This is a genomic window from Pseudomonas sp. ChxA (assembly GCF_030263855.1).
Taxonomy (GTDB): domain Bacteria; phylum Pseudomonadota; class Gammaproteobacteria; order Pseudomonadales; family Pseudomonadaceae; genus Aquipseudomonas; species Aquipseudomonas fluorescens_CB.
This window is the reverse complement of sequence record NZ_JARPMK010000001.1, coordinates 509,363-524,992: the sequence shown is the minus strand read 5'-3', so window position 1 is coordinate 524,992 and position 15,630 is coordinate 509,363. Positions and strand designations below refer to the sequence as shown.

Genomic DNA, 15,630 nt, shown 5'->3' with positions numbered 1-15,630 from the left:
TAACGTTACTTGTGCTTGATGAACCAAAAGAGTTCATGGCGCCGAATGGCCTTGCGGAAAAACTCGTTCTCACCCCACGGCGAGACGGCCCTGCCCGCCAGCAGACGCTGTATGACCCGCCGCACCCGGCGCTTGAACGGCATCCGCGGCTGCAAGTCATGCATCATGCCCAGCGACATGGCCTTTTCACACTGCCGCTCCTCCGATACCGGCAGACAATATGGTTGCAAAATGTAAGTAGAATCGAAGCATGGCGGCAAAGCGACACTATTGCCCGAATCCCCCATCGGCCAGCGGTCGTTGTCATGCAGGTGGTTGGCGTAGCCGAGCAAGGTGGTCGGCTGCCATTCCAGGCCCTGCAAGGCTTCCAATACGGCTTGCTGAGCGCAGATATGGTCAGGGTGCGGATCGATCACCGGATGCGGCAGCACAATGACCTCAGGACGCGCCATCAACAGCACGGCACGCAGGTCCGCCAGCAGGTTGTTCCAGGTCGGCTGGCCATCGGCATCGGCGGGCAGCGGGAACGGGTTGAATTGGCGAAACAGGCGGATATCGCTCAACTCGGCTTCCCGCGACGCAATGGCACGCGCAGGCTCGGACTTCATCGCCGCCAACTGCAGGCAAAAATACCCGAGCTGAACGCAATGCTCCTGCGGCACGCCAGCCCAGCGCGGCACCGCAATACTGTCCCAGGCACGCAGCCGGCCCTTGAGGCGTGCCGCTTCTGGCTTGCCCAGGCCCATGTGCTGATAGTGCTCGGCTTCGATCTCACCGGCGGTCAGCGTCACGATCCAGGGCTGTGCCGCCTGGCTGTACAGGCCAAAGGCGGCCAGTTCGGCATCGTCGGCATGCGGTGCAATCACCATCACCCGCTGCTGACGCACATCCGGCTGGCGGAACACCGACAGCACAGGCTCACCCTGTACCCGGCAAAACCGGCCACGCAACAGCAACTGCCCCGCCAGCAAGGCTTGCGCCTGACCGGAAAGGTTGAGGTAACGCAGGCCGTTGACGCCGCGTTCGAACACTTGGCGGTCGTCGCCCGGCAATGCGACATACGGGTCGATAAAACGCCCCAACAGGTTGCTCTTAAGCCGTAGCGCGAGGATCAACGTCTCATCACCCGCCAGCTCCAGCGCCTGGTCCAGCACCAGCCGGCCCGCTTCCAAAGTTACCTTGGGCTGTTCGGTATCGGCGGCAAATTGATACTGGTAGTCGTCCTTGGGCGAGTAAAACAGATGGTCGGCAAACCAGGCTTCATGGGCCACCCAGGCCAGCACCGCCAACAGCAGCGGCAACCACCAGGCCACCAGTACACCCACTGCAATCAGTACCAGCAGGCTGACCAGCAGCCCGATGCGCTTATTGCGGCGGTGGCGCTTGAGCAGCGCCTGCTTGCGACTTGTCGAGGCACTCATACCGTAAACACCGGCACGGGGTTGCACCAACGGTCCTTGTATTCGCGGTCCGCGCGGCCGAACGAAAAGCGCAAGGGTTTGCCGACTTCCCGCGCCTGTTCCCAGGCACGTTGCGTATTGAGGAAGCTCAGCACGCTGCCGGGGCTGAAGGCACGGGTTTCGGGGTCTACGCCGCCATTGATGTATTCGACGCTGATCCACTGCGGCGCTTCAACGCGATACACCAATTGCACAGCAATCGGCGCATCGTTAAGAAAAATCACCGGACCGATCAGCCACTCACGCAACAGCTCGATCACTTGCGCCATGTGCGCGGCACCGGTGGCGGCAAAGCCCCAGCGGCGCTGGAACAGGTCGCAGTAGATCGCCGCCAGCTCGGCACTGGTGAAGTCCTGTACCGGCCGCACTACGCCGCCCGCCTCTTCCAGCAGGCGCAATTCGCGGCGCTGGTTATAGCGAAACTTTTTCGACAATTCTTCGGGGGTACGCGCCATGGCCAGTTGTTCGGCCTGAAGCTTGATACCGGTAAAACGGCCCTCATTCAGGCCCGACAGATAACGCGCGCGATGGCGCAACGGCGCCTGGGCATCGACGGCGGCAGGCAGGATCAACTCGGCGTTGCCGAGGTCGAACAAGCCTTTTTTGCCGTTGCGCTTGAGCACATCCTTGGACAACGCCAGGTCGCGGCCCCAGGTCGCAATGCACGCTTTAAGCTCGCCGCCCTGCTCCCAGGCCAGATAGCGCACTGGAATTTCGGCCAGCCCGGCCAGACGCTCGACCACCTGCGGATGGGTGGCGACACTGCCGCCAAAACGCTGCCAGGCGTCGCTGTAGGTCGGCGCGTCAACGACCGACCAACCGCGCTCGCGAAAGCCTTGGAATCGATTGAGCATCAAGCCCTCGCGGTCAGTTCGGTGACAGCAGGCAACTGCCAGAAAGTCTCGCGCACGGCCTGATCCGAAAACCGCTGGTGCAGGCGCTCAAGCATCATCTCGGCGCACTGCTGGTGCTGCTGACGATCCATCGCAGCCAAGTGCCGAAGGCCCTGCCCCAAGTGTTCGGCATCGCCAAACGGAAACAGGATGCCCACGCCTTCAACCACTTCCCGCGCGCCGCCACACGACGTGGCGAGCAGCGGCACGCCGGCGGCCATGGCCTCCAGCAGCACCATGCCGAACGGCTCATGGTCGGAACTCAGGGCAAAGACGTCGAACGCACGGAAATACCGGCGCGCATCCGGCACCTGGCCGAGGAACAGTACGTGCTCGGCAATGCCCAGTTCGCGCGCCAGCGACTTGAGGTCTTTCTCCAGGCGGCCGGTGCCGAGGATCGCCAACCGGCTCTGCGCCGGTAAATGCGGCAAGGCCAAGGCAAAGCCTTTGAGCAAGGTGGCTTGGTCCTTGTCCGGGTGCAGGCGGCCGACGTTGCCGACCACCCACTCATCCGGCGACAGCCCCAAGGCATCGCGCGCCTCATCGGCCGGCACCTGCAACGCTTGCATGGCCTGGACATCGATGCGGTTATACAGGGTCTGGATACGTGCCGACGGCCAGGCCGGCAGGCAGCGGCGCATATCGTCGCGCACCGCGTCAGAGACACCGAGCAGGCTCAGGCGCTTGCTGAAAATCGAGGCAAACAGCTTGCGGCTGCGGCGCTGATAATCACCAAAGGCGTGATGCACGCCGATCACTGGCAGGCGCGTACCGAGCAAGGCGATGTAGATCGGCTTGAAGCGGTGGGCAATGCACAAGCTGAAGTTGCGCGACGCGGCGATTTTGCGCAGTTCACGGATGGCGCCCAGCTTGAGACCACGAATGGCCTTGGAGCTGAACTCCATGAACAGCACTTCATCAGAGGCGCAACCGGCGGCGACATCGGGGTCGGCGACCCCGGTGAGGAACACCGTGGTCACCTTGTAGCCTGTGCCTGCGAACAGGCTGGCGTACTGCCGCGCGCAGTCCAGGAACGGCCCGTCATAGCCGTGACAGAACTGCAGGACGTGGCGTTCAGCCGACCGAGTCATAAGGGTCCACGCCGTCTTTGACGACCAGGATGTCTTCCATGATCAGGTACTGCAGGTCGGAGCCGAAGAACATGTTCAGCGCATCGGTTGGCGAGCAGATCATCGCTTCGCCACGGCGGTTGAGCGAGGTGTTCAGCGACACGCCGTTGCCGGTCAATACTTCCAGCTCTTTCATCATGTCGTAGTAACGCGGGTTGTATTCGCGCTTGAGCACCTGGGCGCGGGAGGTGCCATCTTCATGGACCACTTCCGGTACCCGGGTTTTCCACTCTTCGGACACTTCAAAGGTGAAGGTCATGAATGGCGCCGGGTGATCGACCTTGATCATCTGTGGGGCCACGGTGTCGAGCATCGACGGGCAGAAAGGCCTCCAGCGCTCGCGGAACTTGATCTGGTGGTTGATGCGGTCGGCCACGCCGGTAGCGCTTGGGCAACCGATGATCGAACGACCGCCCAACGCACGCGGGCCGAACTCCATGCGGCCCTGGAACCAGGCCACCGGGTTGCCGTCGACCATGATCTTGGCGATGCGCTTGGGCATGTTTTCGATCTTGCGCCACACCGGCTTGCTTTCGTGCTTGGCGCACGCGGCAATTACGTCTTCATTGCTGTAGGACGGGCCGAGATAGACGTGTTCCATCTTCTCCACCGGCACACCACGGGCGTGGGACACATAGGCCGCCGCGCCAACCGCGGTGCCGGCATCGCCGGACGCCGGCTGCACGAACAGCTCTTTAACGTCATCGCGGGCAATGATCTTCTGGTTCAGCTTGACGTTCAGCGCGCAACCACCGGCGAACGCCAGCTTGCCGGTGTCTTTGAGGATGTCGCCCAGGTAGTGGTCGATCATCTGCAAGGCCAGCTTCTCGAACAGCGCCTGCATGCTGGCCGCGTAGTGGATGTACGGCTCGTCGGCGATGTCGCCTTCGCGCTTGGGACCCAGCCACTCGATCAGTTTTGGCGAGAAGTAGAAACCCTTGCCCTTCTCTTTATAACGACGCAGGCCGATGACGTTGGCGTAGTCGGTGTTGATCACCAACTCGCCGTTTTCAAACGAAGCCAGGCGCGAGAAATCGTATTTGCTGGCGTCGCCATACGGCGCCATGCCCATGACCTTGAACTCGCCGTCGAGCATCTCGAAACCGAGGAACTCGGTGATAGCGCCGTACAGGCCGCCCAGGGAGTCCGGATCGTAGAATTCCTTGATCTTGTGGATCTTGCCGTTTTCGCCGTAGCCGAAGAACGTGGTGGCGTACTCACCTTTGCCGTCGATGCCCAGGATCGCGGTTTTTTCCTGGAAACCCGAGCAGTGGTAAGCGCTGGAGGCGTGGGCCAGGTGGTGTTCAACCGGTTCGATCTTGATTTTCTTCGGATCAAAACCCAGTTGCTCCAGGCACCAGACGATCTTGTTGCGGTAGCGCTTGTAGCGACGGTTGCCCATCAGGATCGCGTCGAGGGCGCGGTCCGGGGCGTACCAGTAACGCTTGGCGTAGTGCCAGCGCGCCTCGCCGAACAGGCTGATCGGGGCGAACGGAATCGCCACCACGTCAACGTCGGAAGGCTTGATGCCGGCTTGTTCCAGGCAGAACTTCGCCGATTCGTAGGGCATGCGGTTCTTTGCATGTTTGTCGCGTACGAAGCGCTCTTCTTCGGCGGCCGCGATCAGCTTGCCGTCGATATACAGGGCTGCGGAAGGATCATGGCTAAGGGCGCCGGACAGGCCAAGAATCGTCAATGCCACTGGGGTCTAGCCTCTTTTAGTCTGCATGCAGGCGGGTTGCGCCTGAAAAAAGTGTGCCTCCCGCCTGAGCGAGAAACAGCTAAAGGGCGGGATTATAACTTAAAAGCAGTGGGAAGCTGTTAGCGGCAACCGGCAAGCGGTTTACTGGTAGATCTCGATGCTGCCGTCTTGGCTTTGGCGGTAGACGGTGTAAGGCAACACCAGCGTGTCCGCCAAGCCCGAGGCGAGCGCCTCGATGGCAATGATGGGGAAGATACTGCTTTCGCGCTGCCCAAAGGTTGGGTCCTCTACACTCTTTTCGGGTTTGGGCTCGCTGTTCAAATAACAAAACCCGTACATCAGACCGCTGTAGATACGCGGCACACTGCCACAGTGGCTGCGCGAATCCTTGAGGCTCTTGCTGGCCACGGCGTCCGGGCGGAATACGGTATTGATCGTTCCGCAGCCGGTAATCGACACGAGCGTTAGCACCAGCAGGGCTTTATAACCACGATTCACAGACTGCTCCTTTTGTCTTGAACGGCGAAACGCGGCCACGGCCGACCCTCGTATACCAACCCCCGTTCACTAGCTGCCGGGGCGCCAATAGATACTGATATTGCCATCGGCCGCTTGCCGATAAATCGTATAGGGCAAAATCACAGTATCAGCTACGCCGGAAACCGCAAAGTCTAGCAGCACCACGGGTATCAGTACCCCAGTGGGGTCCGGCGCCGCGTGCAGCGCACAAAAGTCAAAGGCCACACCGCTGTAGACGCGGGGTATGGATTGGCAATACGTTTTTATCAGCCTGAGTTCACGGGCGGTATCGCCGTCCTTGCGGACAACGCTGTTAACGGTTCCACAACCGTTCAATATCAGTACGGCAATGCCCAGCGCAGCCGTGATTTTTACTGCCATAGCCCTGCCCTCGCAAACGATGAGCCACGCTATCACCGCGCTATCGGATTCCCCACCCAAGCACGTCGCCAAACCACGTACGAAAAATCCGAAATGGTAAAACCTCAGCATTTCACTAAACTCGCACCCTTTTGCGCGCTTACCTTCTATGCGCCACAGATCCCGGCTGACCATGAAAACCTTCACCCGCATGACCTTGTTGCTGCCCGGCCTGCTCGCCCTGAGCAATGCCGCCCTGGCCGATGACGCCCCACTGGTCCTCGACCCCAGCGTGGTCACCGGCTCCCGCAGCGCCAGCCCGACATTCGACTTGCCCTATTCAGTCGACAGCATCAGTCATGCGCAAATCAGTGACGGCCAGCTCGGCATCAACGCCTCCGAAGCCCTGTCTCGCGTACCTGGCCTGGTGGTACAAAACCGCCAGAACTATGCTCAGGACCTGCAGATTTCCTCGCGCGGCTTCGGTGCGCGCTCGGCGTTTGGCGTGCGCGGCCTCAAGTTGATCGCCGACGGCATCCCGGCCAGCACCCCGGATGGCCAAGGCCAGGCGGCCACCTTCAACCTCGACACCGCCGAGCGCATTGAAGTGCTGCGCGGCCCGGCCGCCACCTTGTATGGCAGCAACGCCGGCGGCGTGATCCAGATGTTTTCCCGCGACGGCGAAGGCCCACCGCGCGTTGGCGCTGAAACCCTGGTGGGCAGCGATGGCATGAGCAAAAACCACCTTACCGCCGAAGGCGCGGCAAACGGCGCAGGTTTTGTGCTCGACGCCTCGCGCATGGACACCGATGGCTATCGCGACCACAGCAGCGCAAGGCGTGACCAGACCTTTGCCAAGCTCAACGTGCAGCCGGATGACGACAGCAAGTTGGCGCTGATCTATAGCAGCCTGGAGCAGAACGGCACGCAGGATCCGCTGGGGCAAACCTGGGAAGCCTACAAAGCCGATCCGCGCTCGGTCGCGCCGGCGGCATTGCAGTACAACACGCGCAAAAGCATCGATCATCAGCAGTTGGGCCTGAATTACGAGCGCTACATCGGCGATGCGACGCTGCAGGTGAATGCGTACACCGGGCGCAGGAGCGTGATTCAGTACCTGTCGATTCCGGGCGGCACGCCCTCTGACAAGCGCGGCGGGGTGGTGGACTTCGACCGCAAATTCTACGGCGGCTCGGTCCACTGGCTGCAACCTATCACCAGCGCCCCAGGCGACCTGACCCTGATCACCGGCCTCGACTACGACCGCAGCCAGGATGACCGCCAAGGGTATTCCAACACCCTGGATGGCGTGCACGGCGTCAAAGGCGCTCTGGGTCGCGACGAAATCGACACCGCCACCAGCCTCGACCCGTTCGTGCAAGCCAACTGGCTGCTGGGTGACTGGACGCTGCAGGCCGGCCTGCGCCACAGCAGCATGAAGATGGAGGTGGACGACCACTTCACCAGTGACGGTAACGACAGCGGCAGCAAGACCTACCAGAAGAACACCCCTTCGGTCAGCGTGATGTACGCCTTCACGCCGGACCTGCATGGCTATGTGAGCGCGGGCAAAGGCTTCGAAACCCCGACCCAGGCCGAGTCGGCGTATTCGACCACTTCAAATGGCTTCAACTTCGCCTTGAAGCCGTCAGTCAGCAAACAATTTGAAGTCGGCTTGAAGGCAAAGATAGGCCAGGACACGCGGGTCAACGCGGCCCTGTTTCAAATCACCACTGACGACGAACTGGTGGTGCTGTCATCCAAGGACGGCCGCACTACCTACCAGAACGCCGGCCGCACCTTGCGTCGAGGCTTCGAACTGGGCATCGAAAGCCAGCTCTCGGAACAATGGAGCACCAACGTCGCCTATACCCGCCTGCAAGCCACCTATGACAGCGATTTCATGGGCGGCGGCAAGCCTGTGGACAAAGGCAACTACCTGCCCGGCGTACCGCAAACCACGCTCTTCGCCGAGCTGAACTGGAAGCCCCGCGACTGGGTCAGCACCGCCCTTGAAGGCCTGTACCGCAGCAAGGTCTACGTCGAAGACAGCAACCAGCAACGCGCCGCACCGGGCTACAGCGTGTTCAACTGGCGGGCACGCTTCGAACAGAAGGTGGAGCACTGGACCTTTCACCAGACGGTGCGCCTGGATAACTTACTGGATCGCCAGTATGTCGGTTCGGTGATTGTTGGGGACGGCAACTTCCGCTACTACGAAGCGGCGCCGGGAAGGTCCTGGTATGCGGGGGCCGGGGCTGAATACCAGTTCTGAGTATCGCCACTCTACTTTTGAAGGTGCTCATATCCCCTGTGGCGAGCAGGCTTGCCCTGCGTTGGGCTGCGCAGCAGCCCTAAAACCAGGCACTGAGTGTTTTCAGGAGAAATCGCAGTGCCTTTACTGGGGCCGCTGCGCAGCCCAACGCAGGGCAAGCCTGCTCGCCACAACAGCCAACCGGCCACAGACTTTGGGTTAAATCTGTTTGGGCAAACGCGCATCGATCAGTTGGTACAGCGCACTGCTCTCAGGCCAGTTACGCATAAACCGCGCGCGGTCCTTGGCGAACGCCGGCGCGAAGCTTGCGGCCGAGCCGTGCTGACACATCGCGTCCAGGTCGATCAACGCCCAGCGATCCTCGGCCCAGAACAGGTTATGGCCCTTGAAATCACCATGGCTGATGCGCTCGCGAATCAGCTCGGCGAACAAGTGGTCCAGGGCCAGCAGTTCATTCTCGGGCGCATCGCCCTGCTCAACATACGGCGCGAACCGCTCGATGATGTCCGGCCCCGGCAGGTATTCAGTCACCAGGTAAGCCCGGCTGCGCAGCCACAAAAAGCGCTTTTCCAGTACGGCCAGCGGCTTGGGCGTGGCGATGCCGAGGAACGCCAGGCGGTTGCCCTCGCGCCACGAATGCCAGGCCCGGCTGGGGCGCCAGAAGCGCTTGAGCCAATGGGCAAACCCCTTGATGTTATAGCGCTTGATCACCAGCGGCCGACCGCCCGCTTCGACCTTGGCAACCGTGGCCGCACCACCGGTTTTATACAAATGGCCTTGGTCGAGCAGCGCGTCGGCCTGCTCCAACACCGGCAGCATCGCCGCCTCTTCCTCACGACGAATCGCACGCAAGGCAAAGGCGCCACGCACCACGCTGAACAGCGTGCATTCACGGCCGACCTTGTTCAAAAAGTCTTTCAAGCGCCAGGCGCTGACCTTGCGTATCTGTTTTTCCAGGGATTGCAGGGGCAAGGCATGTTCGCCGTTGCTCAGCAGGTAGTACACCAGCAATTCTTCGGTGAACGGCTCGAGGTTTTTCGGCAACTGGGCGAAGAACACGCCAAGGTTTTCCAGCACTCGGTTACGCGACAGCGGCTTGCCCGCCTCCTCAACACGAATCCCGGCGCCGTCGATCAGGTACAGCTTACCGTCCTGGCGCAGCAGGTTGTCCAAGTGCAGGTCTTCCTGCCACAAGCCTTTGGCGTGCATCTGCGCAATCGCGCCCAACGCCTCGGCGAGCACAGCGGTTTGTTCATCCGCCAATGGGGGCAAACCTTCGACCGCCTGCCAGGCATCGGCAAGGCTTTCGGCGCCTTCGATAAAGTCAAACAGCAGCCAGCCGCCCTCGCCTTCCTGCAAACCATCGGCCAGCAACTGTGGCGTGGTCAGGCCTTGTTCGGCCAGCAGGCGCACGCCGCTGAGTTCGCGCTGAAAAAGCCGCGCGGCCTTGCTGCCCACCAGCAATTTGGCCAACACCGGGCGGCCGCGCCAGACGGCGGCGCCCACGTAGCGCTCGCCCGGCAACACGCGCAACAGGTTGAGCAGTTGCAGCTGGCCTGTGCCAGCGGCGTCGGCCAACTCGAGGGTCAGCGGCAGCTCAGGCGTGCGGCCGGCTTTTTTCAGTTCGGACAAGCGCATCAGCGCTTCTCCTTATGGCTGCGCCGGGCCGTCAGGCGCTCGAACCAGGTGCCCACCAGCGCGCTGTCTTCAGGCTGATCCAGATACGCCGCCAGCAGTTGCCGCACTTGCGCATCCGACCACTGCGGCGCACGGCGCAGCAATGGCTCCAGATCCTTGACCCGATCACGCCGGCCGAACAACAGCGGGCGGGTTTTCTCCAGGTCGATCAACTGCGCGGCATAACCCTCTCCGAGCGGTTGCAGAAAAATATGCTTGGGGTAAAAACAGCCATGCACCTGACCCACGCTGTGCAGGTGGCGCGCCAGCTGACCACAGGCCAACAGGATCGCACGGTGCTGGGCGTCACTCAGTTGCGGCCATTGCTCGAGCAATGAATCCAAGTCATTCCAGCCATCCAGGGCCCGGGTCAGCAACATCGCGCGGCGCTCGCCTTCAACCTTGCGCTCACCGAAAAACGCCGCCTGCAACGCCGGAATGCCCAGCTTCTGGTAGCGGCTGATATTGCGGAACTCGCGGGCAAACGTCGGCTCGCCAAACGGCTTGCTCAGCGTGCGCGTCAGGTAGTTGCTCTGGCGCTTGAGGTAGTAACCCTGGCCTTCAAGCTCCAGGCGAAACACGCTGCTCCAGCCGCCGTCGCTGGTATTGGGTTCATCCACCGCGTCCAGTTGCCTGGCCCACAGGGCATCGAAGTCAGCCAGGCCGTGGCGCGCAAGCAATGCGCGATCATCGGCCGCCAGGAAATCAGTCATTCGCGCCCCTCGAAAAACTTCACTACGTGGCGGATTCGTTGTTTGTCCGAAGCCGTCAGGTGCGTGCGTTGGCGGTATTGCATGTAGAAGCGCAGGCGCTGGGTGGCCGACAAGTGATACTTGGCGACTTTATCCAGGCAGGCCAGGTCCTTGGTAATACGGTACTTGAGCCAGAAACCGCGCCAGAAATCGCCGTTGGGGCAATCGATCAGGTACAGCGTGCGGTTATCGTCAACCAGCAGGTTGCGCCACTTCAAGTCGTTATGGGTAAAACGGTGCTCGTGCATCGTGCGCGTGTATTCGGCGAGCTGGCGGCTGATCACGTTGACCCACTGAGGGTCTTTCAAGCACGGATCGTTACGATCGGCCAGCACCGACAGGTCTTCGGTCTTGGGCAGCTCGCGGGTAATCATCGCCCCACGCGCATAGGCCAGACCCTTGCGCTCCAGGCCCCAGGCCACCACATCGGCGGTAGGAATCCCCCACTTGGCGAAGCGCTTGAGGTTCTGCCATTCGGATTTTACCCGAGGTTTGCCCAGGTAACGGCGCAGGCCCTTGCCGGCACCGACGTAGCGTTTGACGTAGTAATTGACCCCGCCACGCTCCACCCGAATCACTTCCGACAAGGGGTCGCGCGTCAGCCGCTCACCCTGCAAGGCAAACACCGCCTCCAGGCTGCCAAAATCATCCGCCAAAGCGGCGTAAGCAGGTTCCAGGTTCCAACCCGCCATCAGATCGCATCCCCCAAGCGTTGCTTGCGCGCATACAGCTTGTCGGCCTTGCGCTGCAACAGGCTCAGGGACGCCGACTGCTCGGCCAGGATCTGGCGCAGCGGCTGGCGGAAGTAGCCTTTTAGGAAACGCAATTTGTCGCGCTGAGTCAGGCCGATGTCCAGCGCCGAGTAGTACAGCGCGGACAAGTCCTTGTCGCGCCAGCGCAGCGGCAGATGGGCACGCAATTGGGCACGGTGCAGGTCGATCACCGAGAGCTTGATGGTGCGCGCATCGATCGGCTGGGCAGTGTCCAGCAGGAAGTGGCACAGGTAGCAGTCACGGTGATTGACGCCGCCACGGTGCATGTCGCCGACCATGCGCGCCAGTTCGGCAGTGAGCGCATGGCGCAATGCCGGCGCCGGCGGCTCGGCCACCCAGTTTACGGTCAGGTCTTCCAGGCTGATGGTCGGGGCCAGTTCTTCGGTGATGATGAACGAATGCTGGTCCGCCGGGTTGCTGCCTTTTTCACCGAAGGCCACGCCGGTCATGGTCGGCACGCCGAGTTCCTGCAAACGGTGGATGGCCGACCACTCCAGGCCGGCACCGAGCACCGGCAACTTGGCGGTGATCAGGTTCTTGAAGATCTCGCCCCAACCGATGCCACGGTGGATTTTCACGAAATACGGACGGCCCTCCACCTCGGTACGCAAGGTGCGACGCGCCGCCAGTTCACGAAATACCTGGCCTTGCAGTTTCTCGACTTCGGCGAAGGCATCACGCCCAGCCCATAACGTCTTGAACGGTTCGGCAAGAATCAACTTCATCGTTTCGGCTCCGCCAGAATCACATCTGCCGCGTGCTGCGGCATGCTGTAGAGGTCGGCCGTCTCGGCGAAGGCCAACCCATTGCGGCCCCAGGCCGCGCGCTGTGCAGTGTCGGTAAGCATGTGCGTGAGGTACTGGTTGAGCTGCGCTTGTTCAAACGGCTCATCCAGCACCAACCCGCTGTCGGCTTCGGCAATGTAGTGGGCATACCCACACACCGCCGAGACCAGCACCGGCAACCCGGCCACCAGGGCTTCGAGCAACACGGTACCGGTATTTTCGTTGTACGCCGGGTGAATCAACAGGTCGGCGCCCAGCAGGAAACGCGGGATATCGCTGCGGCCCTTGAGGAACTGCACGTTATCGCCCAGCCCCAATGTGGCGCTCTGCAATTGGAATACTTTGGGGTCGTCCTGGCCGATTACAAACAGGCGCGTGCGTTTTTTAAGCTCGGCCGGTAGCGCGGCCACGGCCTTGAGGCTGCGGTCGACGCCCTTGGTCTTGAAGCCGGAACCGATTTGCACCAGCAGCAACTCGTCGTCGCGCAGGTTGAACTCCTTGCGGAAACCTGCGCGAATTTCAGCCGCATTCGGCGGCGCGCGACGGTCCTGGGCAATGCCCGGCGGCAGCAGGTGGAAGCGCTCCAGCGGCGTGTCGTAATGCTTGATGAACAGCGGCTGCTGCACTTCGGAAATCATCAACACTTCGGTCTTGGCGTCTTTGGCGAACACCGCACGTTCGTACTCGGCAAAGTGCTTGTAACGGCCAAAGCTTTTGTACAGCGAGTGACGCAGGTTTTGCGCCTTGTCTTCAAAGCAGCCGTCGGCGGCGTAGTACACGTCCAGGCCGGGCATTTTGTTAAAGCCGATCAAGCGGTCCACCGGGCGCTTGGCCAGGTCGGCTTCCATCCAGGCCAACAGCTTTTCGTTGCGCCGATGGTTGAAGAACGCCTTGACCGGCGCCACCAGCACTTCAAAGCCGGGTGGAATGTCGCCTTCCCAGATCAGCGTGTAGACCCGAATCGTATGGCCGCGCTGCTGGCACTCCAGGGCGATGCGCATGAAGTCGCGCTGCAGGCCACCGAAGGGGAAATATTTATACAAAACAAAAGCCAGTTGCATCAGTGCAGCTCCTCAGCCAATAACAACGTGCTCAGTCGGCTTGCCACACGCTCAGGGTTCAAGCGCGTGAAGCACAGGGGCGACTCGCGCTTGATGTCGAACCGACGCAGGTCGTCGGCCGTCGGTTGATAGGTACAGGTTTTTTGCAGGCACGGCGCGCACGGGAAGTCGCTGGCCAAGTGAATCTGGCCCTTGCCATAGGCGCCGGTGAGGCCCGGGTTGGTGGGACCGAACAGGGAGATGGTCGGCACGTCCAACGCGGCGGCCAAATGCCCCAGGCCCGTGTCCACCGCCACACAGGCGCGGGCACCGGCCAGCACACGGGCGACGCCGGCCAGGTTGAGCTTGGGCAGCACTTCGGCATTTTGCAGGCCTTGGGCCAAACGCTCGGCGCGGGCTTTTTCGGCGGCATTGCCCCATGGCAATTTCACGTCCACGCCCAAGCGGCCCATGCGCTCGGCCAACTCACGCCAGTAGGCTTCGGGCCAGTGCTTGGTGTCCCAGGTGGTGCCGTGCAGCAGCAGTACGAAGGGTTTTTTCGGCGGCAGGCCGAGCAACTTGTCGACGCTGAGGCCGTAGTCGCCCAGGCCTTTGGGCAAGTCATAACCCAGCGCTACGGCGAACAGCTGGCGCAAGCGTTCTACCGCATGCTGCCCACGGGCCACGGCCAGGCGGCGCGAGTAGAAACGCGCAGCCATTGGCTCACGGGCAGAATCTTTATCAAAGCCAGCCACCGGTGCGCGTACATAACGCGTCAGCCAGGCGCTTTTGAACAGCCCTTGGGCATCGATCACCAAATCGTATTTGGTCGACTGCACGCTCTGCTTGAAGCGCCGCCATTCACCGCTCTTGATGGTTTGCCATATGTTTTTGCGCCAGCGACGAATCGCCACCGGGATCACTTTGTCCACGGCCGGGTGCCAGGTGGGAATCTCGGCAAAGCCTTCTTCCACCACCCAGTCAAAGCGGATGCCAGGGATCGCCCGCGCCGCGTCGGTCAGTGCCGGCAACGCGTGGATCACATCGCCCAGGGATGAGGTCTTGACTACCAATACGCGCAAACTAGTGAACCTCAACCACAGAACCGTGCAACCGCTGCAAGGCTTCGTTCACCGGCTGCGGCAGCAACTGACGCATGCAGTTGTAATGGCCAAACCGGCAGGTGCGCTCAAAGCACGGGCTGCAATCGAGACCCAGGCGCACCACTTCAACCTTGTCGGCCAAAGGCGGGGTAAAACCGGGCGACGTCGAGCCATATACCGCCACCAATGGGCGGTTCAGCGCGGCGGCCACGTGCATCAGGCCGGAGTCGTTGGATACCACTGAGTCGGCGCAGGAGAGTAAATCGATAGCCTCGGCCAGCGACGTGTCGCCGCTGAGGTTCACCGCTTCTTCACGCAGGCCGGGGATCAGGCGCTGGCGAATGTCTTCGCCCACCGGGTGGTCCTTCTTCGAACCAAACAGCCACACCTGCCAGCCTTCGCGAATCTTCATCTCGGCGACTTTGGCGTAATGCTCCGACGGCCAGCGCTTGGACTCGCCAAACTCGGCGCCGGGGCACAGCGCCAGCACTGGACGGTCAAGCGCCAGGCCGAACTTGGCCAGCGCCGCGTCACGGCTCACCGGATCGATCCGCAGGCTGGGGCGCGGGTACGGCGTGGGCAACTCGGCACCCGGCTCATAGGCCAGCGCCATGAAACGCTCGATCATCAGCGGGTAGCGCGCCTTGTCGAGGGTGCGTACGTCATTGAGCAACACGTAGCGAAACTCGCCGCGCCAGCCGGTACGTTTAGGGATGCCGGCAAAGTACGGCACCAGCGCTGACTTGAGCGAGTTGGGCAGCAAAATCGCCTGGTCGTACTGGCCGACCATGGATTTGCCGATGCGCCGGCGCGTCGCCAATTCGAGGGCGCCATGGCCGAGCGGGAAGCTCAAGGCCGCGCGCACCTCGGGCATGCGCTCAAGGATCGGCCGGCTCCACTCAGGGGCGAGCACGTCGATTTGGCAGTCGGGATGGCGTTGTTTGAGGCACTGGAACAGTGTCTGCGCCATCACCATGTCACCGACCCAACTAGGCCCAACGATCAGAATATTCATGTAGTTTCCACAAACGATGCGGGGAGGCTTATGCCTCCCCGCATCGACAATGATTGTAGATCGCGCTTTTTGTGGGAGCTGGCTTGCCTGCGATGGCATCGCTTCGGTATGGCTGAAATACCGAGGCGCCTGCATCGCGGGCAAGC

At 61.7% G+C, this 15,630-nt stretch carries 14 protein-coding genes; 1 reads left to right on the top strand and 13 read right to left on the bottom strand.

Features of this window, described 5'->3' with window-relative positions; all coding sequences use genetic code 11:
* Positions 1–5: 5 nt before the first annotated feature.
* The 6 genes from P5706_RS02200 to P5706_RS02175 all read right to left on the bottom strand — a co-directional run bounded on the left by P5706_RS02200 (position 6) and on the right by P5706_RS02175 (position 6,085).
* Positions 6–1,421, bottom strand: coding sequence for a PIG-L family deacetylase (locus P5706_RS02200; protein WP_285678462.1), 1,416 nt, complete (start codon positions 1,419–1,421; stop codon positions 6–8).
* On the bottom strand, positions 1,418–2,314 hold the full coding sequence (locus tag P5706_RS02195; RefSeq protein ID WP_285678461.1) for an antimicrobial resistance protein Mig-14: 897 nt from the start codon (positions 2,312–2,314) through the stop codon (positions 1,418–1,420). Before P5706_RS02195 ends, P5706_RS02200 begins: the two co-directional genes overlap by 4 nt.
* Entirely contained in the window at positions 2,314–3,444 is a 1,131-nt protein-coding gene (locus P5706_RS02190) for a glycosyltransferase (RefSeq protein WP_285678460.1), read from the bottom strand. The genes P5706_RS02195 and P5706_RS02190 overlap by 1 nt, the downstream gene beginning before the upstream one ends.
* The gene (locus P5706_RS02185) at positions 3,428–5,185 is read right to left on the bottom strand and encodes a carbamoyltransferase family protein (protein ID WP_017138507.1); all 1,758 of its coding nucleotides are present in this window, start codon (positions 5,183–5,185) and stop codon (positions 3,428–3,430) included. The genes P5706_RS02190 and P5706_RS02185 overlap by 17 nt, the downstream gene beginning before the upstream one ends.
* 141 nt (positions 5,186–5,326) lie before the next feature.
* Positions 5,327–5,683 carry a YceK/YidQ family lipoprotein gene (locus tag P5706_RS02180; RefSeq protein ID WP_200431753.1) on the bottom strand — a complete coding sequence of 119 codons (357 nt, stop codon included), beginning with the start codon at positions 5,681–5,683 and terminating at the stop codon, positions 5,327–5,329.
* Positions 5,684–5,752: 69 nt separating this feature from the next.
* The gene (locus P5706_RS02175; RefSeq protein ID WP_285682638.1) at positions 5,753–6,085 is read right to left on the bottom strand and encodes a YceK/YidQ family lipoprotein; all 333 of its coding nucleotides are present in this window, start codon (positions 6,083–6,085) and stop codon (positions 5,753–5,755) included.
* 172 nt (positions 6,086–6,257) lie between these two features.
* On the opposite strand from P5706_RS02175, the gene P5706_RS02170 reads away from it, so the two are divergent.
* On the top strand, positions 6,258–8,339 hold the full coding sequence (locus P5706_RS02170) for a TonB-dependent receptor family protein (protein ID WP_285678459.1): 2,082 nt from the start codon (positions 6,258–6,260) through the stop codon (positions 8,337–8,339).
* Between the two features lie 198 nt (positions 8,340–8,537).
* Here P5706_RS02170 and P5706_RS02165 read toward each other — a convergent pair whose 3' ends face one another.
* Genes P5706_RS02165 through waaF form a run of 7 tightly spaced genes read right to left on the bottom strand, consistent with a single transcriptional unit; the run spans position 8,538 to position 15,484 of the window.
* Positions 8,538–9,977: a lipopolysaccharide kinase InaA family protein gene (locus P5706_RS02165; protein ID WP_285678458.1), complete on the bottom strand. Its 1,440-nt coding sequence runs from the start codon at positions 9,975–9,977 to the stop codon at positions 8,538–8,540.
* Positions 9,977–10,729 (bottom strand): lipopolysaccharide kinase InaA family protein, encoded by a 753-nt coding sequence (locus P5706_RS02160; RefSeq protein ID WP_200431750.1) that lies wholly within the window; start codon positions 10,727–10,729, stop codon positions 9,977–9,979. Before P5706_RS02160 ends, P5706_RS02165 begins: the two co-directional genes overlap by 1 nt.
* Positions 10,726–11,460, bottom strand: coding sequence for a lipopolysaccharide kinase InaA family protein (locus P5706_RS02155; protein ID WP_138817155.1), 735 nt, complete (start codon positions 11,458–11,460; stop codon positions 10,726–10,728). The genes P5706_RS02160 and P5706_RS02155 overlap by 4 nt, the downstream gene beginning before the upstream one ends.
* On the bottom strand, positions 11,460–12,266 hold the full coding sequence (gene rfaP, locus P5706_RS02150) for a lipopolysaccharide core heptose(I) kinase RfaP (protein WP_200431748.1): 807 nt from the start codon (positions 12,264–12,266) through the stop codon (positions 11,460–11,462). The genes P5706_RS02155 and rfaP overlap by 1 nt, the downstream gene beginning before the upstream one ends.
* Entirely contained in the window at positions 12,263–13,387 is a 1,125-nt protein-coding gene (locus P5706_RS02145; RefSeq protein WP_285678457.1) for a glycosyltransferase family 4 protein, read from the bottom strand. Before P5706_RS02145 ends, rfaP begins: the two co-directional genes overlap by 4 nt.
* A complete protein-coding gene (gene waaC / locus P5706_RS02140; protein WP_285678456.1) occupies positions 13,387–14,448 on the bottom strand; it encodes a lipopolysaccharide heptosyltransferase I in 1,062 nt (353 codons plus the stop codon). Before waaC ends, P5706_RS02145 begins: the two co-directional genes overlap by 1 nt.
* Position 14,449: 1 nt before the next feature.
* Positions 14,450–15,484 (bottom strand): lipopolysaccharide heptosyltransferase II, encoded by a 1,035-nt coding sequence (gene waaF / locus P5706_RS02135; RefSeq protein WP_285678455.1) that lies wholly within the window; start codon positions 15,482–15,484, stop codon positions 14,450–14,452.
* Positions 15,485–15,630 lie beyond the last annotated feature (146 nt).